Annotated in this window: 19 protein-coding genes and 1 riboswitch; of the genes, 9 read left to right on the forward strand and 10 right to left on the reverse strand. The window is 67.0% G+C overall.

Annotation, left to right across the window (positions count from 1 at the left end; genetic code table 11):
* Positions 1-26: 26 nt before the first annotated feature.
* Entirely contained in the window at positions 27-1,022 is a 996-nt protein-coding gene (locus F5544_RS07665; protein WP_167472533.1) for a hypothetical protein, read from the reverse strand.
* An 87-nt stretch (positions 1,023-1,109) separates the two neighbouring features.
* The gene (mce, locus tag F5544_RS07670; protein WP_167479046.1) at positions 1,110-1,571 is read right to left on the reverse strand and encodes a methylmalonyl-CoA epimerase; all 462 of its coding nucleotides are present in this window, start codon (positions 1,569-1,571) and stop codon (positions 1,110-1,112) included.
* A gap of 108 nt (positions 1,572-1,679) precedes the next feature.
* Between mce and F5544_RS07675 the strand changes: the two genes are divergently transcribed.
* From F5544_RS07675 to F5544_RS07685, 3 genes are all read left to right on the forward strand, one after another.
* Positions 1,680-2,858: an acetyl-CoA C-acetyltransferase gene (locus tag F5544_RS07675; protein ID WP_167472534.1), complete on the forward strand. Its 1,179-nt coding sequence runs from the start codon at positions 1,680-1,682 to the stop codon at positions 2,856-2,858.
* Between the two features lie 138 nt (positions 2,859-2,996).
* Positions 2,997-3,365 carry a DUF3817 domain-containing protein gene (locus F5544_RS07680; protein ID WP_167472535.1) on the forward strand — a complete coding sequence of 123 codons (369 nt, stop codon included), beginning with the start codon at positions 2,997-2,999 and terminating at the stop codon, positions 3,363-3,365.
* Between the two features lie 61 nt (positions 3,366-3,426).
* The gene (locus F5544_RS07685; protein ID WP_167479047.1) at positions 3,427-4,275 is read left to right on the forward strand and encodes a tetratricopeptide repeat protein; all 849 of its coding nucleotides are present in this window, start codon (positions 3,427-3,429) and stop codon (positions 4,273-4,275) included.
* 61 nt (positions 4,276-4,336) lie between these two features.
* Here F5544_RS07685 and glgB read toward each other — a convergent pair whose 3' ends face one another.
* The 3 genes from glgB to F5544_RS07700 all read right to left on the reverse strand — a co-directional run bounded on the left by glgB (position 4,337) and on the right by F5544_RS07700 (position 9,259).
* The gene (gene glgB / locus F5544_RS07690; protein WP_167472536.1) at positions 4,337-6,493 is read right to left on the reverse strand and encodes a 1,4-alpha-glucan branching protein GlgB; all 2,157 of its coding nucleotides are present in this window, start codon (positions 6,491-6,493) and stop codon (positions 4,337-4,339) included.
* Entirely contained in the window at positions 6,490-8,496 is a 2,007-nt protein-coding gene (locus F5544_RS07695) for an alpha-1,4-glucan--maltose-1-phosphate maltosyltransferase (RefSeq protein ID WP_167472537.1), read from the reverse strand. Before F5544_RS07695 ends, glgB begins: the two co-directional genes overlap by 4 nt.
* A gap of 121 nt (positions 8,497-8,617) precedes the next feature.
* Positions 8,618-9,259, reverse strand: a complete 642-nt coding sequence (locus tag F5544_RS07700; protein WP_167472538.1) for a LysE family translocator — start codon at positions 9,257-9,259, stop codon at positions 8,618-8,620.
* 121 nt (positions 9,260-9,380) lie between these two features.
* Between F5544_RS07700 and F5544_RS07705 the strand changes: the two genes are divergently transcribed.
* A complete protein-coding gene (locus F5544_RS07705; RefSeq protein WP_238847140.1) occupies positions 9,381-9,818 on the forward strand; it encodes a GNAT family N-acetyltransferase in 438 nt (145 codons plus the stop codon).
* Here F5544_RS07705 and F5544_RS07710 read toward each other — a convergent pair.
* Entirely contained in the window at positions 9,797-11,170 is a 1,374-nt protein-coding gene (locus F5544_RS07710; protein ID WP_167472539.1) for a purine-cytosine permease family protein, read from the reverse strand. The genes F5544_RS07705 and F5544_RS07710 overlap by 22 nt on opposite strands.
* Positions 11,161-11,278: riboswitch (TPP riboswitch) on the reverse strand. Its footprint overlaps the gene before it by 10 nt.
* 288 nt (positions 11,279-11,566) lie before the next feature.
* Here F5544_RS07710 and glgP point away from each other — a divergent pair.
* The gene (gene glgP / locus F5544_RS07715; RefSeq protein ID WP_167472540.1) at positions 11,567-14,137 is read left to right on the forward strand and encodes an alpha-glucan family phosphorylase; all 2,571 of its coding nucleotides are present in this window, start codon (positions 11,567-11,569) and stop codon (positions 14,135-14,137) included.
* A gap of 57 nt (positions 14,138-14,194) precedes the next feature.
* Here the strand turns inward: glgP and F5544_RS07720 are convergent, their stop codons facing one another.
* Complete coding sequence (locus F5544_RS07720; protein WP_167472541.1) at positions 14,195-14,881, reverse strand: hypothetical protein; 687 nt, start codon at positions 14,879-14,881, stop codon at positions 14,195-14,197.
* A 210-nt stretch (positions 14,882-15,091) separates the two neighbouring features.
* On the opposite strand from F5544_RS07720, the gene F5544_RS07725 reads away from it, so the two are divergent.
* The 3 genes from F5544_RS07725 (at position 15,092) to F5544_RS07735 (ending at position 17,674) form a co-directional block, all read left to right on the forward strand.
* A complete protein-coding gene (locus F5544_RS07725) occupies positions 15,092-16,453 on the forward strand; it encodes an NCS2 family permease (protein WP_167472542.1) in 1,362 nt (453 codons plus the stop codon).
* Positions 16,454-16,636: 183 nt separating this feature from the next.
* Positions 16,637-17,170 carry a DoxX family protein gene (locus F5544_RS07730; RefSeq protein WP_167472543.1) on the forward strand — a complete coding sequence of 178 codons (534 nt, stop codon included), beginning with the start codon at positions 16,637-16,639 and terminating at the stop codon, positions 17,168-17,170.
* Between the two features lie 102 nt (positions 17,171-17,272).
* Complete coding sequence (locus tag F5544_RS07735; RefSeq protein WP_167472544.1) at positions 17,273-17,674, forward strand: RidA family protein; 402 nt, start codon at positions 17,273-17,275, stop codon at positions 17,672-17,674.
* A 16-nt stretch (positions 17,675-17,690) separates the two neighbouring features.
* Here F5544_RS07735 and F5544_RS07740 read toward each other — a convergent pair whose 3' ends face one another.
* The 3 genes from F5544_RS07740 to F5544_RS07750 form a co-directional block, all read right to left on the reverse strand.
* Positions 17,691-18,380 (reverse strand): methyltransferase domain-containing protein, encoded by a 690-nt coding sequence (locus F5544_RS07740; protein ID WP_238847141.1) that lies wholly within the window; start codon positions 18,378-18,380, stop codon positions 17,691-17,693.
* A gap of 234 nt (positions 18,381-18,614) precedes the next feature.
* Positions 18,615-20,660: an ATP-dependent DNA helicase gene (locus F5544_RS07745; protein ID WP_174867295.1), complete on the reverse strand. Its 2,046-nt coding sequence runs from the start codon at positions 20,658-20,660 to the stop codon at positions 18,615-18,617.
* A gap of 73 nt (positions 20,661-20,733) precedes the next feature.
* Positions 20,734-21,312: a nicotinamidase gene (locus F5544_RS07750; RefSeq protein WP_167472545.1), complete on the reverse strand. Its 579-nt coding sequence runs from the start codon at positions 21,310-21,312 to the stop codon at positions 20,734-20,736.
* 98 nt (positions 21,313-21,410) lie between these two features.
* On the opposite strand from F5544_RS07750, the gene F5544_RS07755 reads away from it, so the two are divergent.
* Positions 21,411-21,596 carry a hypothetical protein gene (locus tag F5544_RS07755; protein WP_167472546.1) on the forward strand — a complete coding sequence of 62 codons (186 nt, stop codon included), beginning with the start codon at positions 21,411-21,413 and terminating at the stop codon, positions 21,594-21,596.
* The last annotated feature ends 2 nt before the right edge of the window (positions 21,597-21,598 follow it).

A 21,598-nucleotide genomic window follows, 5' to 3' on the forward strand; every position in this document is an offset into this window, starting at 1 on the left:
GTCGCCGTTGTTTCTCGGATCCGACGTCAGGAGATGTCGGCGTTCTCGCGCTCGTCGGCGTCGATCTCCTCGTCGGAGCCGACCTCGGGGATGGCCTTGGTCCGCGAGCCCTGGACCGACTTCTGCGAGCCGCCGATGGACTTGCGCTGATCCGGAACCCCGTCCAGCAGTTCGCTTTCCCGGTTGACGGCCGCCAGCATGGCGGGCACCGAGTCGAGCTGGCCGCGGATACCGAGCAGCTGGGCCAGGACCCGGCCGCGCAGCACGCGCATCTCCTCGGCCAGTTCCTTGGCGTGCGCGATCTTGCGCTCGGAGGTCTGGGTGGCGGAGGTGATGAGGCGGTTCGCCTCGTCGGTGGCGTCCTTGATGCGCTGCGCCGCCTCGGCGCGGCTGGTGGCCTCCAGCTCCTCCATGGCGCGGGTGAGCTTGGTGCGCCGCTCGGCCATGGTGACCTCGAAGTCCTGCTGGGCCGCCTTGCGCTTGGCCTCGGCCTCCTTACCGAGGCGGTCGGCCTCGGCCTGGGCGGCCTCGATGATCTTCGCGGATTCGGTACGCGCGTTGGCAAGGGTCTGCTCGAATTCGATCTCGAGCGCCTCGCGCTTCTCCTTGGTCTCCGCGAGCAGCGACTCGTATTTGCCGCGCATTTCGGTGGCCTGCTGCTCGGCGATCGACACCATCTCGGCGGCCTCGGCCTGCGCCAGCGCGCGGACCTCGGAGGCCTCGTCCGAGGCGAGGCGCAGCATGCGCGAGATGCGGTCGGACATACCTTCCGCGGTGGTCGGCGGAACGGAGAGCCGGTCGACCTCCTTGCGGAGTTCGTCGATCTCGTCCCGCGCGTCCTCGAGCTGCGCGGCGAGGTTACGTGCTTGTGCCGCAGCGGCATCGCGGTCGGTGGCGGTGACCCTTAGCTCCGCATCGAAGCGGTCGAAGTAGTTACGCACCTCGTCTTGCGCATAACCCTTGCGCACAACGGTGAAGGGCAGTGCAACGAAGCGATTGCGATCGGACTCAGGTGACGACATGGCACACAAACTACAGCCTACTGAGACCTCATGGTGACTCGACCGCGAATGTGATTCCAACGAGTTTTTTTGGACCCGATCTTGATACTAGTGCGTAACATTCGCGTTCGGCTCGACCAGCTCGATCAGCACACCGCCAGCATCCTTCGGGTGGATGAAATTGATGCGCGAATCGGCGGTTCCGGACCGCGGTTCGTCGTACAGCAAACGCAGTCCGCGACCGCGCAGATGAGCGGAGACGGCATCGAGATCGGTAACCCGGTAAGCGAGTTGCTGCAGGCCGGGGCCGCTGCGATCGATGAACTTGGCGATGGTCGACTCCGCGTTGAGGGGCGCCAGCAACTGCAGGGCAGTGGCGTCGTCGGCGGCGCCGGGGAGCGAGAGCATCGCCTCGTGCACGCCCTGGCTCTCGTTGACCTCGCGATGGGTCTCGATCATGCCGAGATTCTCGGCGTACCAGGCGATTGCGGCATCCAGGTCGGGCACGGCGATGCCGACGTGGTCGACGGCGATGACGTAGTCGCCCGGGATGAAACCGGATGGATCCATAACGTTGCTCACTACTCGAAAGTAGCGCGTACCTGCGTGTCGGGGTGTTGGCGACACCGGTTACCGTTGAGTACAAAGACCATGCGATAGAAAGTGCGAGGCCTCGTCGTGACTACTTCCGTGATCGTCTCCGGTGCGCGTACCCCCGTCGGACGACTGCTCGGCGGGCTCAAGGACTTCAGCGGTTCGGCCCTCGGCGGGCTGGCGATCAAGGCCGCGCTGGAGAAGGGCGGCGTCCGGCCCGAGCAGGTCGATTATGTCATCATGGGTCAGGTGCTCACCGCCGGTGCGGGCCAGATCCCGGCCAGGCAGGCCGCGGTGGCCGCGGGCATCCCGATGGATGTGCCCGCGTTGACGGTGAACAAGGTGTGCCTTTCGGGCATCAACGCGATCGCGCTCGCGGATCAGCTGATTCGCGCCGGTGAATACGAGATCGTGGTGGCCGGCGGCCAGGAATCGATGAGTCAGGCGCCGCATCTGCTCGAAAAGAGCAGGGAGGGTTACAAATACGGCGATGTGACGCTGCGCGATCACATGGCCTACGACGGTCTGTACGACATCTTCACCGACCAGCCGATGGGCGCGCTCACCGAGCAGCGCAACGATCTCGACCCCGTCAGTCGCGCGGATCAGGACGCGTTCGCGGCGGCCTCGCATCAGCGTGCGGCGGCGGCGTGGAAGAACGGCGTCTTCGACGACGAGGTGGTGCCGGTGTCGGTGCCGCAGCGCAAGGGCGACCCGGTGCTGGTGACCGCCGACGAGGGCATTCGCGCCGACACCACGGTGGAGTCGCTGAGCAAGCTGCGTCCGGCGTTCCGCAAGGACGGCACGGTGACGGCGGGCAGCGCCTCGCAGATCTCCGATGGCGCGGCCGCGGTGGTGGTGATGAGCAAGGCGAAGGCGCAGGAGCTCGGGCTGAGCTGGATCGCCGAGATCGGCGCGGCCGGTGTCGTCGCCGGTCCGGATTCGTCGCTGCAGGAGCAGCCGGCCAACGCGATCCTGAAAGCCTGTGCGAAACAGGGCATTTCGCCCACCGATCTGGATCTGGTGGAGATCAACGAGGCATTCGCCGCGGTCGGCGTCGCCTCGACCCGCAAGCTCGGGATCGACCCGGCGAAGGTGAACGTCAACGGCGGCGCCATCGCGATCGGGCATCCGCTCGGTATGTCGGGTGCGCGGATCCTGCTGCACCTGGCGCTGGAGCTGAAGCGGCGCGGCGGCGGGATCGGTGCGGCCGCGCTGTGCGGCGGCGGTGGTCAGGGTGATGCGCTGATCATCAAGGTGTAGTCGCGGTAGTGAGCGAGCGCAGCGAGTGAACCATCGACGCAGCAGCCAACGGCTTGCATCGAGGCCGAGCGCCAGCGAGGCATCGATGTGAGCCGTTCGACTACGACCGCCTGTAGTGCATCGGGCAGAATGGTGCCCATGGGCAACTTCTTCGACTTGAGCACCGTGGCCAAGCGGTTCCGCTTCATCGCGGTGCTGGAGGCGATCTCCTGGGTCTTCCTGATCGTCGGCATGGTGTTCAAGCGGCTCCCCGAGCCGGTGACCTGGCCGGTCAAGGTATTCGGCATGACGCACGGGATCATCTTCATCCTGTTCGTGCTGACCGCCGTGCTCGCCGCCCGCGAGCTGGCCTGGACCTGGAAGACGACGGTGCTGGCGCTGCTGTCCAGCATTCCGCCGTTCTGCACCGTGCTGTTCGAGGTGTGGGCGGTGCGCAACGGCAAGCTCGGTGAGCTGAGCAACAGCGTCGCGAGCGATACTGCGGCCCCCGCATCCGCGACGTCATGACAAACTGGAAACCGTGACTCGACCTGCTTCCCGTCGTCCCTCGCCCGCCGTTGCCGCCGCCATGTCCGGTGCGGTGGATCTCTCCAGCCTGAAGCAGCCCGCCGCCACCGCCGCCGGGGCGCCCGCCGGCGGTTACGCGGTAGGTGAGGCGGACTTCGAAGCGAAGGTGCTGCGGCGCTCGCTGCAGGTGCCGGTGGTGGTCGTGCTGTATTCACAGCGCAGCCCCGGCAGCGTCGAGCTGGTGCGCACGCTGGAGCGGCTCGTCGAGGCCGACGGCGGCACGTGGGATCTGGCCACCGTCGAGGCCGAGGCCAATATGCGGATCGCGCAGGCGCTGCGGGTGCAGGGCATTCCGACCGTCATCGCCATCGCCGGCGGCCAGCCGCTCGCGGATTTCGAAGGGGCGCAACCGGAACCGCAGGTGCGCCAGTGGCTCAACGCCGTGGTCGACGCGGTGGCGGGCAAGTTGGAGGGTGGCGCGCCCACACCGGAGCCGACGGAGGATCCGCGATTCGTCGCCGCGGAGGAGGCGCTGGAGCGCGGCGATCTGGCCGGCGCCGAGGCCGCCTACGAGGCGGTCATCGCGGCCGAGCCGAATAATGAAGAGGCCAAGAACGCGCTGCGTCAGCTGCGTTTCCTGGCCCGCGCCCAGGAGGTGCCGGAGTCCGCGGTCGCCGCCGCCGACGCCGATCCGGCGAATCTGGATGCCGCATTGGAAGCCGCCGATGTCGAGGTGCTCAATCAGCGGCCCGAGGCCGCCTTCGATCGTCTGATCGCCCTCATCAAGCGCACCAGCGGCGACGACCGCACCCAGGTCCGCACCCGCCTGCTCGAACTCTTCGAATTGTTCGACAAGGCAGAGCCTTTCGTCGTCGCGGCCCGCCGCAAACTGGCCACCGCCCTGTACTGAACCCGGCTGTTACTGAACCCGAAAAGCCCTCCGGCGCGGCGTCTTTCACGCCGCGCCGGAGTCACGGTTCGGGGGTGAGCCAGACGGCGCTGTTGGGGGCCAGGGCTACCACGGCGGAGGCGGGGCGGCCGTGCCATGGTTCGTCGGTGGCTTTCACGCCGCCGAGGTTGCCGATGCCGGAGCCGCCGTATTCGATGGCGTCGGTGTTGAGGATTTCGCGCCAGGTGCCGGTGCTGGGGAGGCCGACGCGGTATTCGCCGTGCACCGAGCCGGAGAAGTTGTATACGCAGGCGACGACCGAACCGTCGGAGCCGTAGCGGAGGAAGGCGAGCACGTTGTTGGCGCGGTCGTCGGCCTCGATCCAGGAGTAGCCGCCGGGGGCGGTGTCCTGGCTCCACAGCGCCGGATGCGCGCGGTAGACGGTGTTGAGATCCCGTACGGTGGTCGAAATGCCTTCGTGCAGAGGGTTTTTCAGCTCGTCCCAGTCCAGGCCTCGGTCGTGCGACCATTCCCGGAACTGGCCGAAGTCCTGGCCCATGAACAGCAGCTGCTTGCCGGGATGGGCCCACATGTACGCCAGCAGCGCGCGCACCCCGCCCGCCTTCGCGAAATCGTCGCCGGGCATGCGGGTCCACAGCGTGCCCTTGCCGTGCACCACCTCGTCATGGCTGATGGGCAGCACATACGTTTCGCTCCACGCGTACACCAGCGAGAAGGTGATCTCGTTGTGGTGCCATGACCGGTGGATCGGGTCGCGGGACAGGAAGCCGAGGGTGTCGTGCATCCAGCCCATATTCCATTTCATGGTGAAGCCGAGACCGCCGACATCGGTGCCGCGGGTGACGCCGGGCCATGCGGTGGATTCCTCGGCGACGGTGACGACGCCGGGATAGCTGCGGTGCACATTGTCGTTGAGGTCCTGGAGGAAGTGCACGGCCTCCAGATTTTCCCGGCCGCCGTACACATTGGGTTCCCAACCGCCCTCGGGCCGTGAGTAATCCAGGTAGAGCATGGAGGCCACGGCGTCCACCCGCAGCCCGTCGACGTGGAATTCCTCGATCCAGTAGCGGGCGTTGGCGACGAGGAAGTTGCGCACCTCGTGCCTGCCGAAGTCGAAAACGTAGGTGCCCCAGTCGAGTTGTTCGCCGCGGCGTGGATCGGCGTGTTCGTAGAGCGCGGTGCCGTCGAACCGAGCCAGCGCCCATTCGTCGCGCGGGAAATGCGCGGGCACCCAGTCGAGGATGACGCCGATGCCCGCCGCGTGCATGGTGTCGACGAAGGCGCGGAAGTCGTCGGGGGAGCCGAAACGCGCTGTGGGAGCGTAATAGGAGGTGACCTGGTAGCCCCACGAGCCGCCGAACGGATGTTCGGCGACGGGCAGCAGCTCGATGTGGGTGAAACCGGCCGCGTGCACGTAATCGGCCAGCTGCCTTGCCAATTCGCGGTAGCCGAGGCCCGGCCGCCAGGAGCCGAGATGCACCTCGTAGATGCTCATCGGCGCCCGGGTCGGGTCGGTGTGCGCGCGGGTTTCCAACCAGCCCTTGTCATTCCAGACGTAGTGGCTCTCGGTGACCACCGACGCGGTGGCCGGCGGCAGTTCGGTGGCGAAGGCCAGCGGGTCGGCGTGGTCGACGGTGCGGCCGTCGGCGCCGTGCACCCGGTACTTGTATTTCGTGCCGACCCCGACGCCGGGGATGAAGACCTCCCACACCCCGGAGCGGCCGAGCGAGCGCATCGGCGCGGTGTTCCCGGCCCAGCCGTCGAAATCGCCGATGACGGTGACGCCCCTGGCATTCGGCGCCCACACCGCGAACGAGGTGCCGTGCACCTCGCCGTCGAGCGTGGTGTAGCTGCGCGGGTGCGCGCCGAGCGCCTCCCACAGCCGTTCGTGCCGTCCCTCGCCGATCAGGTGCAGGTCGAGTTCGCCGACGGTGGGCAGGAAGCGGTATCCGTCGGCGCCGATGACGGTTTGACCGCCGGGGTAGCTGGTGACGATCCGGTAGTCCATGAGGTCCGGATACGGCAGCACACCGGCGAAGATGCCGTGCCCCAGCGATTCCAGCGGATGGTCGACGCCGCCGACGCGGGCCTGCACCGTCTCCGCGTGCGGGCGCAGCACCCGGACCATGGTGCCGTCCGGATGCGGGTGCGCGCCGAGCACGGTGTGCGGATCATGGTGTGTGCCCGCGGCGATGAGCAGCAGATCGCGGCGGTTCATCGGAATGTCCTGCGGTAGGCCAGTTCCGTGCGCTGCTGCTGCGGAACGGGCGGCAGCGCGAGGATGTGCGCGACCGCCTTCGGTGGGTCGAGTCGCACGTAATTCGTTTGGGCCCAGTGGTATTCCTCGCCGGTGACCTCGTCGACGACCACCGGATGGTCGTGCCATTCGCGGCCGATCGCGGGCAGATCCAGCGAAATCATCCCGTGCTCGGTGCCGTACGGGTTGAGGTTGACCACGATGAGCACGGCGTCGCCGCTGATCGGATCGATCTTGGAGTAGGCGAGCAGCGCCTCGTTGTCGACGGGATGGAAGTGGATGCAGCGCAGCTGCTGCAGCGCGGGATGGGCGCGGCGGATCTCGTTGAGCCGAGTGAGCCAGGGCTCCAACGATTCCTCGCGCGCCAGCGCCTCGCCGAACGGGCGCGGGCGCAGCTCGTACTTCTCCGAATCGAGGTATTCCTCGCTGCCGGGACGCACCGCCTGATGTTCGAACAGTTCGAAGCCGGAGTACACGCCCCAGGCGGGTGACAGGGTCGCGGCGAGCACCGCGCGGATGGCGAACATTCCGGGCCCGCCGTGCTGCAGGCTCTCGTGCAGGATGTCGGGCGTGTTCACGAAAAGGTTGGGCCGGGCCTCATCGGCCTTGTCCGCCAACTCTTTCCCGAATTCGGCCAGCTCACCCTTGCCGACCCGCCAGGTGAAATATGTGTAGGACTGGCTGAATCCGCGCCGGGCCAGGCCGTAGAGCCGGGCAGGGCGGGTGAACGCCTCGGACAGGAAGATCACGTCCGGATCGGTGGTGCGCACCTGCGCGATCAGCCATTCCCAGAAGTCGGCGGGTTTGGTGTGCGGGTTGTCGACGCGGAAGATCTTGACGCCCAACGCGATCCAATGCCGCACCAGATGCAGTACGGCCGCGTAGATGCCGTCAGGGTCGTTGTCGAAATTGATCGGGTAGATGTCCTGGTACTTCTTGGGCGGGTTCTCGGCGAAGGCGATGGTGCCGTCGGGCAGCGTGGTGAACCACTCCGGATGCGACCGCACCCACGGATGGTCGGGTGCGCACTGCAGGGCCAGGTCCAGCGCCACTTCGAGGCCGAGTTCGTTTGCGGTGGTGACGAATTCGACGAAATCCGGTTCGGTGCCGAGGGCCGGGTGGATGGCGTCGTGCCCGCCGTCGCGCGATCCGATGGCCCACGGCGAGCCGACATCGTCCGGTTCCGCGGTGAGGGAATTGTTGCGGCCCTTGCGGTTCACCTCGCCGATCGGGTGGATCGGCGGCAGGTAGACGACATCGAAGCCCATGGCGGCGATGCGCGACAGCTCCTTGGTCGCGGTGGCGAATGTGCCGTGGATCGGTTTGCCGTCCGCGTCCCGGCCGCCGGTGGAGCGCGGGAAGAATTCGTACCAGGAGCCGTAGAGCGCGCGATGCCGCTCGACGTACACGGTGTGCTGCGGGCCGCGGGTGATCATGTCGCGCAGCGGGGTCTCCCGCAGGATCTCCGCGACCTCCTCGGCGAAGGCGGGTGCGACCCGGGCGGGCAGCTGCTGCCCCTCGTCGCGCAGGGCGGCGGCGACGGCGCGCAGCCGCAGGAATTTCGTCTTCGGCAGGGCCAGCGCGGCGCGTTCGAAGAGTCGCGCGCCGATTTCGAGGTCGTTGGCCAGGTCGGCCGCGCTCTGGCCGACGGCCAGCTTCGCCTCGACCGCGGCTCGCCAGGTGGTGATCGGATCGCTCCAGCCCTCGACCCGGAAGATCCAGGCACCGGGCAGGTTGGGGATGAAGGTGGCGTTGAAGACGTCGGGTTCGAGATCCGGCATCATCCGGATCCGCGTCACCCTCGACGAACCCGGCGCGCGGACGGCCAGGGTGGCGGCCACCGCATCGTGGCCCTCGCGCCACACCACGGCGCGCACCGGGAAAACCTCGCCCACCACGGCCTTGGCCGGGTAGCCGCCGGGGATGGACGGGGCGGTGTCATCGATGGCGATGCGGCCGGTCACACCCTTCAACCTACCGGGTCATCCGGGAACGGTCCGGATTCGCCCCGCTCGGGGTCGGAGCTGTATCCGGTTTTGTGGGCCGCGGCCAGGTGATTTCCGGCCCGGGTCACCGGGCGTCGGATCAGCGGGCGTCGGCGGCGAGGCCGAGGCCGAGGGCCACCAGGATCGCGCCGAGCGCGCGTTCGACGCGCTGCCGGATGCCGGTGCGGCGCAACCAGGTTCCCGCGCGATCGGCGATCAACACGATGCCGACGCACCACGCGGTATCGATCACGAGCTGGACCACCGTCAGGGCGATGAGCGATTCGAGCATCGGACCGCTGGACGGCAGGAACTGCGGCAGGATCGTCAACCCGAACACCGCCGCCTTCGGGTTGGCCGCGATCGAGATGAGCGAGGCGCGGAAGGCCGCGCCCGGGGTGCGCCCCGCGGGCAGCAGATTCGTCATGCCGCCGCCGAATTCGCCGTCCTTGCGCGCGCCGCGCCAGGCTTGGATGCCGAGCCAGATCAGCACCACCGCACCGATGACGTGGATGGTGGTGTTGAGAAATCTGTTGGCGGTCAACAGGATCGATAGTCCGGCGCCGCCGGCGATGGTCCAGCCGAATACGCCGATCTCATTGCCTGCCACTGCGGCCAGGCCCGCCGTTCGTCCGTCGCGGATCGCCCGCTGTAGGAACAGCGCCGTCGCCGGGCCGGGGATGACGGCGAGTACGAGGCAGGCCAACGAGAATTGCGGGAGTACGTGAATCCAGTGCGGCATTCGCCGATGCTGCCACGTCGATGTGCCGCCGTGCCAGGGGTTTTACCAGGTAAGTGGCCTACCGGAATCGGTGCGAATTGGCCCTGTCCGCATCGCGGACGGCGGCATTACCGTCGCCGGGGTGACCGAAATTCGCGAACTACCCGAGGGGCAGACCAAACTCGCCGCGCAGGCCATGCTGGAGCTGCGGCCGCGCTGGGACACCGTCGACGCGCTGGTGGACCTGATCGATACGCGGCTGCGTCCGGCCGGATATCGGCTGGTGGGCGCGTTCGACGGGGTGGGCGACGCGGCGGTCGCCGCAGTCGGGTTCCGCGAGAACTGGGCAACGGCTTGGGGGCATACCGTGTACGTCGACGATCTGTCCACGCTGCCCGAGGCCCGCGGTCGCGGATACGCGGACATGCTGCTGCGTTGGGTCGAGGACGAGGCGCGGCGTCTCGGATGCGAAGGGCTGCACCTGGATTCGGGCGTCGGTGCCGACCGTGCGGCGGCGCATCGGCTGTATATGCGCCACCACCTGCGGATTTCGGCGCATCACTTCCAGGTTGAGCTGTAGCTGCTCACTCGCCCGATCACCCAGGCGGCCAGCATGGCGGCGAGGAAGGACAGCAGGGATGCGCTCATCCAAGGCTGTTTGGCGAAGTGGAGCAGGTCCTGGACGTGGATCCAGAATCTGGTCCACACACCGGCGTCGCCCGGGTTGATCAACTGGTAGACCGCGAAGCCCACGAGCCAGGCGAGGATCATGCCCCAGCGGGACGGCGCGTCGGCGGCGGTGTTCCAGGCGCCCTTGGCGCGCAGGAAGAAGTCGGCGACCAGTACACCGAGCAGTGGGACGAACACCGAACCGATCAGGCCGAGGAAGCCGAAGTAGTTCTCCATGTTCAGGCGCAGCGCGAGCAGTGTGATCAGCACGCCGAGGCCGATCGAGAGGATGCGCCGGTCGACCCTGGGCAGCAGATTCTGGATGGAGACCGCCGTCGAGTAGACGTTCGCGAACGACTGATCGGCCTCGCGGAATACGAAGACGAAGAAGAACAGCGCGCCGAGGGTGACGTCGAGGAACGGCTGGTATGCGCCGCCGTTGCCGGTCGCCAGCGCGAGCGCGAAGAGTCCGAGGGTGTAGGCGACGATCTGGGTGATCGCGTACGCACCGCTCGCCGCGCCGAACGCGGCCCCGGTGCCGCGTGAGTGCCGGGTGTAGTCGGCGGCCGCGGGCACCCACGAGATCGATACCGCCAGTGCGGCATCGGTCGCGACCCAGAACAGATTCCAGTCCACCCCGAACGGTCCGTTGCCCTTCGGGCCCGGATTGTCGGTCAGATCGGGCAGGCCAGCGCGGATGAACTGGATGTAGAACCAGATCAGCGCCAGCACGACGCCGACGGTCACGAATCGCCGCAGCATCCGGACCGAGCCGAGCGGCCAGATGGTCAGGATCGTGGTGAGCACTCCCGCGGCCACCACGTACAGCCAGTGCGGGCCGCCACCGAACAGTTCCTTCGCGGCATTTCCGATGACGATCAATTCGAATGTGCCCCAGCCGATCAACTGCGCGATATTCAGCAGGGTCGGCACATAGCTGAGCTTCGCGCCGAACAGTCCGCGTAGCAGCACCATCGCGGGCCGTCCGGTTTTCGCGCCGGGCACGGCGGCGAGGCCGAGCATCAGCCCGCCGAGCACCGTTCCCACGATCATCGCGAGAATGCCTGCCGCGATGGAGATTTGGGCCTTGCCGTCCTTATCGGGTGCGAGCACCGTGTACGCGCCGGAGAAGGCGAGCAGGCTGACCCCGAGGTTCGCCCAGAACGCGCTCTGATCCCAGAAGGAGAGCACCTTCGGCGTCGGCTCGTCGAGGGTCAGCGGTGCCTCGCGCCGCTCGTTCGCACGCACACTCGATACGGACATCGCCCATACTCCCTACGCCGGCATTACCCGGTCAGGTTCATGCGGTCGGCGAAGCGGTCGGGTCCGCCCTCTCAGCCCGGCCGTGCCCGAGCTCCCGCGTGGTTTGTTCGATCGAAATCGTAGTCCACCCGCGGTGCCCGCCGCGTCGGCCGCGCGGCGGGCGCGATCGACGCCGCATTGTGAGCGCGCGCCCGGCCTGAACGGACAATATCGGCGTTCGCGGCAGCGAAATGCCGCATTCACTGCGGAAATTGTCCATGCAGGCCGGATTCCGGTTGGCACGTCGGCCGCACCGGATAAGTGTTCAGGGCGAGGAAATGTCTCGTTAGGTCGGGATGTCCGGACCTGTCAAGCTCGATCAGAGGAGCTGACCCCGCCCCGTGTAAGGTTCGCACGGTGAAGGCATTAAGGCGTTTCACCGTCCGTGCCCATCTTCCTGAGCGTCTGGCGGCGTTGGGCGAGTTGTCAACTAATCTGCGGTGGTCGTGGCATTGGCCCACGCAGGATCTGTTCGCCGAGCTCGATCGGGAGCGGTGGGCGGAGTTGGGGCACGATCCGGTGCGGATGCTGGGGGAGGTGCCTGCCGCGCGATTGGATGAGCTGGCGGCGGACCCGGATTACGTCCGGCGGGTCGACGACGCGGCCGATGGACTGCGCGATTATCTGACCCGGCCGCGCTGGTTCCAGCGGCAGTTCGACGGTCAGGTGCGCGGAATCGCCTATTTCTCCATGGAATTCGGTGTCACCGAGGTGCTGCCGAACTACTCCGGCGGCCTCGGGATCCTGGCGGGCGATCATCTGAAATCGGCGTCCGATCTGGGTCTTCCGTTGATCGGTGTCGGATTGCTTTACCGCTCAGGATATTTCCGTCAGTCGCTGTCGGCGGACGGATGGCAGACCGAGCACTACCCGGCGCTCGACCCGCAGGGCCTGCCGCTGCGGCTGCTCACCGGCGAGGGTTCGCCGGTGCTCATCCACGTCGCCATGCCCGACCACCGGGTGCTGCGGGCTCGGGTGTGGATCGCGCAGGTCGGGCGAGTTCCGTTGCTGCTCTTGGATTCCGATATCGCCGAGAACGATCCGGAACTGCGACTGGTGACCGATCGCCTGTACGGCGGCGATCAGGAGCATCGGATCCGCCAGGAGATCCTGGCCGGTATCGGCGGTGTGCGCGCGGTGCGCGCGTACACCCGCGCCGCGGGCCTGCCCGATCCCGATGTATTCCATATGAACGAGGGTCACGCAGGCTTCCTCGGTGTCGAGCGGATCCGCGAATTCGTCGCGGGCGGACTGGATTTCGATACGGCACTGGCGGCGGTGCGGGCCGGAACGGTGTTCACGACGCATACCCCGGTGCCCGCGGGCATCGACCGCTTCCCGATGCCGATGGTGCGGCGCTATTTCGGTGGCGCGCACGGTGAAACCGAATCCGCCTTGCTGCCAGGGCTTTCCGTGGACCGGATCGTCGCGCTGGGGCGCGAGGCCGATCCTTCGGTGTTCAACATGGCGCATATGGGTCTGCGACTTGCCCAGCGCGCCAACGGCGTTTCCGAACTGCACGGCGAGGTGAGCCGCGCCATGTTCAACGGGCTGTGGCCGGGTTTCGACGCCGCCGAGGTGCCGATCGGTTCGGTGACCAACGGTGTGCACGCCCCGACCTGGGCCGCACGCGAATGGATCGACAAGGCGCGTGAACACATCGGTTCGGAGCTGGTCGAGGAGGCGCGCGGCTGGGAGCGGCTGCACGACGTCGACCTCGGCGAACTGTGGTCGACCCGGAATTCGCTGCGCGCCACCCTGGTTGCCGAGGTGCGCCGCCGGCTGCGCCGGTCATGGTTGCAGCGCGGCGCCGCCGAGGCCGAATTGGGTTGGGTGGACAGCGTTTTCGATCCCGAGGTGTTGACGGTCGGCTTCGCGCGCCGGGTGCCGACCTACAAGCGGTTGACGCTGATGCTGCGCGATCCGCAGCGGTTGCGTGCCCTGCTGCTCGATCCGGAGCGCCCTGTGCAGTTGGTGGTGGCGGGTAAGAGCCATCCCGCCGATGACGGCGGAAAGGCGCTGATACAGCAGGTGGTTCGGTTCGCCGACGATCCCGAGGTGCGGCACCGCATCGTCTTCCTGCCCGACTACGACATGTCGATGGCCCGCTTCCTGTACTGGGGTTGCGATGTGTGGCTGAACAATCCGCTGCGCCCGCTCGAGGCGTGTGGTACGTCGGGCATGAAGTCGGCGCTCAACGGCGGCCTCAACCTCTCCATCCGGGATGGTTGGTGGGACGAGATGTACGACGGCGAAAACGGTTGGGCCATACCGACCGCCGACGGCGTCGCCGATGAGCACCGCCGCGACGATCTCGAGGCGGCGGCGCTCTACGACCTGTTCGAACGCACCGTCGCACCGCGTTTCTACGACCGCGACGGGTCGGGGATGCCGGTGCGCTGGGTGGAGATGGTGCGCCACACGTTGGAGACGCTGGGGCCGAAGGTTTTGGCGTCCAGGATGGTTCGCGATTACGCCGTCGAGTACTACGCGCGGGCCGCGGCCGCGTTCCAGCGTGTCACCGCCGACGAGTTCGCCGCGGCGCGGGCCGCGGCCGAGTACCGGCGTCGCGTCGAATCCGCTTGGCCCGCGGTGAAGGTCATTCAGGTCGACAGCTCGGGTCTGCCCGATACGCCGATCATCGGCGCGCCGATGTCGCTGCAGGCCCGCATCGATCTGGGTGGTCTGCGCACCGAGGATGTCGCGGTGCACGCGGTGTTCGGCCGGGTCTCACCGTCCGACGAGCTCTCCGAGGTGACGACCATCCCGATGACGCATACCGGAACCGATTCCGGCACAGAGCTTTTCACGGTGCAGACGCCGGTTCCGCTGTCCGGCGCCGTCGGCTACACGGTCCGGGTGCTCCCGCACAACGAACTGCTCGCCTCCGACGCCGAACTCGGACTGATCGCCGCACCGAGCGCGTAATCCCTACGCACTGAGCTCCGGGAACGGCTGGATCGCAACCGGTTTCGCGTCAGCCGCTCACTTCGCGCTGAGCCGGACCAATCCCTTGGGATCCCATGGGAGCGGCCCGGTCGGAAAGCTGAAGCGCAGCAGGCGATGTGGGCTTGCGGCGTCGAAATGCAGTGTGAAGGCGGGCAGTAGACCGTGCACGACCTTGTCCAGCAGACCGCTGATATGCGCGAAGCTCGGCTTGGCGCGCACCTGCCAGGCGTCGAAGCGGCCCGCGGGCACCTCGACGGTGGTGCGTTTTTCCACCCTGACCTCGACGGGCCAGTGGATGGAGTAGCCGAGCCAGAGGTTGACGGTGGCCTTCGCGCCCTTGCGGAAATCGAGACCGCGGAAGGTGGTCATGCCGCCGAGCAGCGGCGTCAGCGGTGTGGGGAAGGGCTGGACCTTGCCGCCGAACTGGAGGTGCGAGGTGCCGGAGAAGTTGCCCTCCTCGCGGCTGACCACCACGTCGCGATGCCTGCTCTCGGCCCGGTACGTGATCGCGGAGAGGTTGCCGCCGGTGCGGTCGAAGGTCTGGGTGACGGTCATCGTGAACTCGTCGGGCAGGTCGACGGTGAGCACGCTGCGGTAGGTATCGGCGTCGTCGTGCTCGATCAGCGACGAGGCGCGGTACTCGGTCGGGTCGGAGCCGACGGTCGCCACGTACTGGGACAGCTCGCCCGCCTCGATGCCTGGATCGCGAAAAGTATTGGGCACCTTGACTTCCCCTCATCGGATTCGGTTGGTGCGCGGCCGCTGGAGTGCGCAATGCAACGGCGTCGTTTCGAAGCTAGATGAGCCTGTCTGGGATGGCTACCGTGACACTGGTCACGAACTGTCCGGTCGGTGCATGCGCCGGTTCTGGGATTCGGTGAATCGTCGGCTAACGTGCCTGAGCACCCATTTTTCTGATCCCCTGGAGAACCCATGGCCTCCGATGTGCTGACCCGAACCCGGGGTCGCCTGGACGCGTATTTCGGCGTCAGTCAGACCGGCTCGACCGTGCGGCGCGAGCTGATGGCCGGGACGGTGACGTTCCTGGCCATGTCCTATGTGCTCGCCGTGAACCCGGCGATCCTCGGTGACCAAGGCGCGTTGGGCGACAAGGGAATTCCGATGCAGGCGGTATTCACCGCGACCGCCGTCGCCGCGGTGTTCGGCACGCTGGTGATGGGCATCTGGGCCAGGTATCCGATCGCGCTGGCACCGGGTATGGGTCTGAACGCCTTCTTCGCGTTCACGGTGGTTCAGCAGATGGGGATTCCCTGGCAGACCGCGCTATCGGGCACGTTCCTATCCGGGCTCATCTTCCTGGTCCTGGCGGTGACGAAGGTCCGCGAACGCATACTCAACGCCATCCCGATGCAGATGAAGCTGGCGGTCGGCGCCGGCATCGGCATGTTCGTCGCATTTCTCGGCCTCAAGAACGCGGGCATCGTCGTCGCGAGCAAGGCCACCTTCGTCACGCACGGTGATTTCACCAAGGGCACCACGCTGCTCGCGCTGTTCGGCCTGCTCATCACGGTGGTCTTCCTGGTGCTGCGCTGGCACGGCGCGGTGCTGTACGGCATCGTGCTCACCGCGCTGCTCGGCATGATCACCGGGCTGGTCAAGCTGCCGGACGGTGTCGTCGCGATGCCGAAGGGTTTGGATCAGACCTTCGGCCAGGCCATCATCCACCTGCCGGACGCATTCACCGGTCAGATGGTCGTCGTCGTGCTGACCATGCTGTTCGTCGATTTCTTCGATGCGTCGGGCACCCTGATCGGCGTCGCCAATCAGGCCGGGCTGCTGGACAAGAACGGTCAGTTGCCGCGCGCGTCGAGCGCGCTGGCCGCCGATTCGGTCGGCACCATGGCGGGTGCGGTGATCGGAACCTCCACCACCACCGCGTATGTCGAGTCGACGGCGGGTGTCTCGGCGGGCGGGCGCACCGGGCTGACGGCGGTGACCACCGCGGGCTGGTTCCTGATCGCGATGTTCTGTTTCCCGATTTTCTCGGTGATCGCGGGCTCCGGCGAGGTGACCGCGCCCGCGCTGATCGTGGTCGGCGTGCTGATGGCGCGGGCGCTCGGGGAAATCGACTGGAATCGGCTCGAATATTCGGTGCCCGCATTCATCACCGTGGTGGTTACGCCGCTCACCTATTCGATCGCGTACGGCCTCGCCATGGGAATGGTGTTCTATCCGGTGGTGATGGTGGCGCGCGGCCGGATCAAAGAGGTGCATCCCGCGATGTGGGCGCTGATGGTCGTATTTCTCGGTTATTTCTTCTTCCTGGCGGAGTGAACGGGCGTCATTTCGGGCCGATCGGGGCATAATCCCCAGTTGTTGGACAGTTGCCGCGGTCCGTGCAATGATTCGGACCGCGGTCCGCTTCATTGGCGAAGTAGGTTCTCGGCGGAGATACAGAGCGCGCTGCGCCGGGGTATGCGCACGAATACAAATCGCAGGCACGGATGAAGGACGAGCATGTCTACCAACACAATTCAGCGCGCCACCGGCGCGGCAAGCGAGCTGGACAAGGTATCGACCGACATCGGCCTACTGGTGCTTCGAGTCGGCTTCGGCGGTGTGCTCGCGGCTCATGGGGCACAGAAGCTGTTCGGCTGGTTCAACGGCATGGGCTGGCAGACCACGGCCAGCGTCTTCGACGGGATGGGTTACAAGCCCGGCAAATTCTTCGGCACCCTCGCCGGACTGTGTGAGTTCACCGGTGGGTTGTTGCTGCTTCTCGGCCTGGTGACCCCGCTCGCGGCCGCCATCGTGATCGGCACCATGATCAATGCGATCAACGTGACCTGGGGTCCCGGCCTGCTCGGTAAGGGCGGATGGGAAGAGCCGCTGTTGTTCGCCCTCGCCGCACTGGCATTGGCCTTCACCGGCCCGGGCAAGTTCTCGCTCGACCATGGACGCCCTTGGCACCGGCAGGGATTCATCTGGGGAGCCGGGGCCCTCGTGCTCGCGGTGGTCACCGCGGCGCTCACCCTGCTGGTCAAATCCTGAGACCCGCGGCGCGGTGATCCTGGATCACCGCGCCGTGTCACAGTCCGGGACGCCGCGTCGTCTTCCTCGTGTTGTCATGAACAACTACAACCGAGGAGTGATGTGACCATCGAGATCAGCAACCCGGCGGAACTGCACGACCCGACCGGCTTCGGCTACAGCCATGTCGCGCGGGTGCGCGGCGAGTTGGTTTTCATCGCGGGGCAATACGACTCCGACGCCGAGGGGCACACCACCAGTGACGATTTCGCGGTTCAGGTGGATCGCGCCTTCGCGAATCTCGGTGTGGCGCTGCGGTCCGTCGGACTCGACTACCCGGATGTCGCCCAGTTGCGCAGCCATATCGTCGATCACGACCTGGACAAGCTGGCCGTGCTCGGCCGCAAGATCGCCGAACTCTGGGGCGATCGCCCGCCGACGCAGACGCTGAGCGGCGTTGCGGCGCTTGCCCTTCCGGGAATGCTGTTCGAGGTGGACGCGATCGCGGTGCGCGGGGAGGGCTAGGGCACGTCCTAGTCCGTCAGCGCAGCACCAGGATGGTGCTGGCGCCGTGGTGGAATTCGAAATCCACGTCCCGCAGTTCGGTCTGGAGCCCCTTGTCGTGCAGTTCTTTTCGGAGCTTGTCGACCAGGGGATCCAGGTTGGCGCCGGTGTGGTCGACCAGTGGGTAGATCCTGGTCTCGCCGACGGCGACCCTGGCCAGCTCCACCAGCGCGGCGAGATGGAAGTCGGCGTCGAGCCGGTCGGCGTAGCTGAAGAGCAGATGTGAGCTGAGCACGAGATCGAAACTCTTGTCGGGGAAGGGTAGTGACGGTAGTCGGGCGCCGATGTAGCGCTCCGGATGTTCGGTGAGATCGGCGCCGAAACGGCGGGCCGACGCGGTGCGCATGCGCAGATGATCGGCCGGGCTGCCGTACCAGTCCCACCGGCGTCGATGCGAATGCCTTGCCGCCCAACGGGTTGCGCGATCACACTCGCGCAGTGCGGTCGCTCTGAGGTCCTCGACGGACCGGGTGTATATGGGATCGACGGCGATGACCTGCGCGCCGAGATCACTCGCCTCGGCAGTGAAACCTGCTGCGCCACCGGGACAATCGAGGATACGACCACGCAATTCGCTGGCGGTGAGCCCGAAAATCGCTCGATATTCCGCCAATGATCTTGCGCTGATGATGAATTCGCCGAGTGTTTCGGTATCGGGGTGCGTCATCTGGCCACGGTCTCATGGAAAGGCCGGGCATGAGAGGGAATTTGTTGCGGGGCAACGAGATTTGTATGTCCCCGCGCCGCGTGCAGGGCTTGGCGCGGGGACGACCGATACATTCGGCGTGGGAATTGGGGGTTCACCGAAGTACCACAACCCAACTTACTTCTGATCGGAACTAAATCCAGTTCTTGTGAGTGGTATCACAAACTGGTCGTCCTATGTATGGTTTGCTCACGTTTACGGTGCGGTGGCGGTGAGGCGCTGCAGCGCCTTGATCACCACCTCCGGATCCGCTGTCTCCCAATACGGTGGCAGCGAAGCGCGCAGGTAACCGCCGTAACGGGCGGTGGCCAAACGTGAATCGAGTATCGCGACGACACCGCGGTCGTCCACGCTGCGCAGCAGTCGCCCGGTGCCCTGCGCCAGTAGCAACGCCGCATGATTGGCGGCCACCGCCATGAAGCCGTTGCCGCCACGCGATTCCACCGCGCGCTGCCGCGCCGTCAGCAGCGGATCGTCGGGGCGCGGGAACGGAATCCGGTCCAGGATCACCAAACTCAGCGACGGACCCGGCACGTCGACGCCCTGCCACAGCGAGAGGGTGCCGAACAGCGAGGTCGCCGGATCGTCGGCGAACCGGCGGACCAGCTGACCGGTCGCGTCGTCACCCTGGCAGAGCACGGGCGTATCCAGCCGGGAGCGCAGCGCCTCCGTCGCGGACTTGGCCGCCCGCATCGAGGAGAACAGTCCGAGGGTGCGACCACCCGCGGCGCGCATCAACCGCTCGATCTCGTCGAGGTAGGCGGGTGACAGACCGTCCCGGCCGGGTGCGGGCAAATGCTTTGCGACGTAAAGGATTCCGGATTTGGCGTGATCGAACGGGGAGCCGACGTCGAGCGCGCTCCAGCGCACCTTCTCGTCGTCGGCGGGCGCCTGCGCGCCATTGGCGAGCGCCGCGTCGGACTTGTTCGCCGACTGCGCGGGCAGCCCCCAGGTGATCGCGAGTCCGTCGAAGGAACCGCCGATCTGCAGCGTCGCCGAGGTCAGGATGACCGTCGCGGTGCCGAAAAGCCTGCTGCGCAACAGTCCGCCGACCGCGAGCGGCGCCATCCGCAGCGTGCGCCGGGTGACCCCGCGAATCTCCTCGGCGGACAGCCAGATCACGTCGTGGCGCTTGGCCGGATCGGGCTCCTCGAAGGCGGTGAGCGCGCGCACCGCGCCGTCGTGCACCTCGTCGATGGCGGCCAGTGCGAGATTGCGCTGGGCGGCCGCCTCGGGATCGCCCTGCGCGGTGGTGCCGCCGGGCGGCGCGAGCGCGGTGCGCGCATTCCACGCCGCGTCGCGGACCAGCGCGAGTACGGGGGCGATGCCGTCGGGAAGGGTGTCCCAGCGGGCGGCGGGCAGCTCGTCGAGCGCGGCGTGCCAGGCCTCCGCGGCGGCCTCCAACCGGTCCACCTCTTGCTCGTCGACGAGTTTGGCGCAGCGGCGGGCGGCCGCGCTGATCGCCGCGGGCGCGAGCTCGGCGGTGGCCACGCCGGTGACCCGGTCGACGAGTTCGTGCGCCTCATCGATGACGACCACATCGTGTTCCGGCAACACCTGGATACCGCTGATGGCGTCGATGGCGAGCAGGGCGTGGTTGGTCACCACCACATCGGCCTGCGCCGATTCGGCGCGGGCGCGTTCGGCGTAGCAGTCCTGGCCGAACGGGCAGCGGGATTTGCCCAGGCATTCGCGGGACGACACGCTGACCTGTCGCCACGCTCGATCACTCACACCGGGTACCAGGTCGTCGCGGTCGCCGGTTTCGGTATTCGAGGCGAACTCGTTGAGCCGCTGCACCTCGCGGCCGAGCCGGGAGATGGCGAAGGCGTCGAAAAGCTCGGCCTCGGCCGGTTCGTCCGGAATGACGCTGTTGATCTTGTTGAGGCACAGATAGTTGTTGCGGCCCTTGAGGATCGCGAATTTCGCGGTGCGGCCCAGCGGCCCGCGCAATGCCTCCGCCAGGCGCGGCAGATCCCGGTCCACCAGCTGGCGCTGCAGTGCGATCGTCGCGGTGGACACCACCACCGTGCGCCCGGTGCGCACCGCGTACCGCAGGCTCGGCACCAGATAGGCCAGCGACTTACCGGTCCCGGTGCCCGCCTGCACCGCCAGGTGCTCCTTGGTGTCGATGGCGTGATCCACCGCGGCCGCCATCGTCAGCTGACCGGTGCGTTCCTTCCCGCCCAGCGCCTCGACGGCGGCGGCCAAAAGTTCGGGTACTGGCGGGAGTTCGGGCACGCGCAGCAGCCTACTGGCTCGCACCGACACGGAGATCAGCCGCCGCGTTGGCCTGAATGAGACGGCCGGTGTGTCACTGGGCGCGTCGCGTGCCGACCGCGCCTTCCAGTTCGACGCCTGCGGCGCGCAGTTCACCGAGGGCCGATTCGATGGTGGCGGGCGCGACGCCCGCGGTGAGGCCGAGCAATACCCGGGTGCGGAATCCGGCGGTGCGCGCGTCCAGCGCGGTTGCCCGGACACAGTGGTCGGTGGCGATGCCGACCACGTCGACGGTATCGATATCCCTGGCGCGCAACCATTCGGCGAGGTCGGTGCCGTCGGGCGCCGCGCCCTCGAAACCGGAATAGGCGGCGGAGTATTCGCCTTTCGAGAAGATTTCCTCGATGGGCGCGGTATCGAGATTCGGGTGGAAATCGGCGCCCGGCGTGCCGACCCGGCAGTGCGGCGGCCAAGAGTCCACATAGTTCGGGTGGTCGGAGAAATGCGCGCCGGGATCGATGTGATAGTCGCGGGTAGCGACGATCGCGGCATAGTCGCCGCCGGCGAGATGGTCGCTGATCCCGGTGGCGACGGCCGCGCCGCCGGTCACCGCGAGCGATCCGCCCTCGCAGAAATCGTTCTGGACATCGACGATGATCAGTGCTCGGTTCATGAGGCACCTCCTACTGTCCGCAGCGTAGAACGGATTTGAACGAGAAGTCCCCCGCGCCCGTATCCACTGTGTTGTCGAGGATCCGTCGGAGGGCAGGTATGGCGCGGATAATTTGGGCATTTCTCGGTTTGGTCGCGTTCGCCGCGATCGGGATCGGTCTGGCCGAGGCATACGGAAGCGCGGAACTGGCGGGCGCGGTGGTGCGCGGATCCCTTTTCGGGCTGGTGGTTTTCGTGGTCCTCTCGCTGGTGCAGCGGCGAAATACGAAGGGCCGCAACAAATAGCG

The sequence above is a fragment of the Nocardia arthritidis genome, assembly GCF_011801145.1.
GTDB lineage: Bacteria > Actinomycetota > Actinomycetes > Mycobacteriales > Mycobacteriaceae > Nocardia > Nocardia arthritidis_A.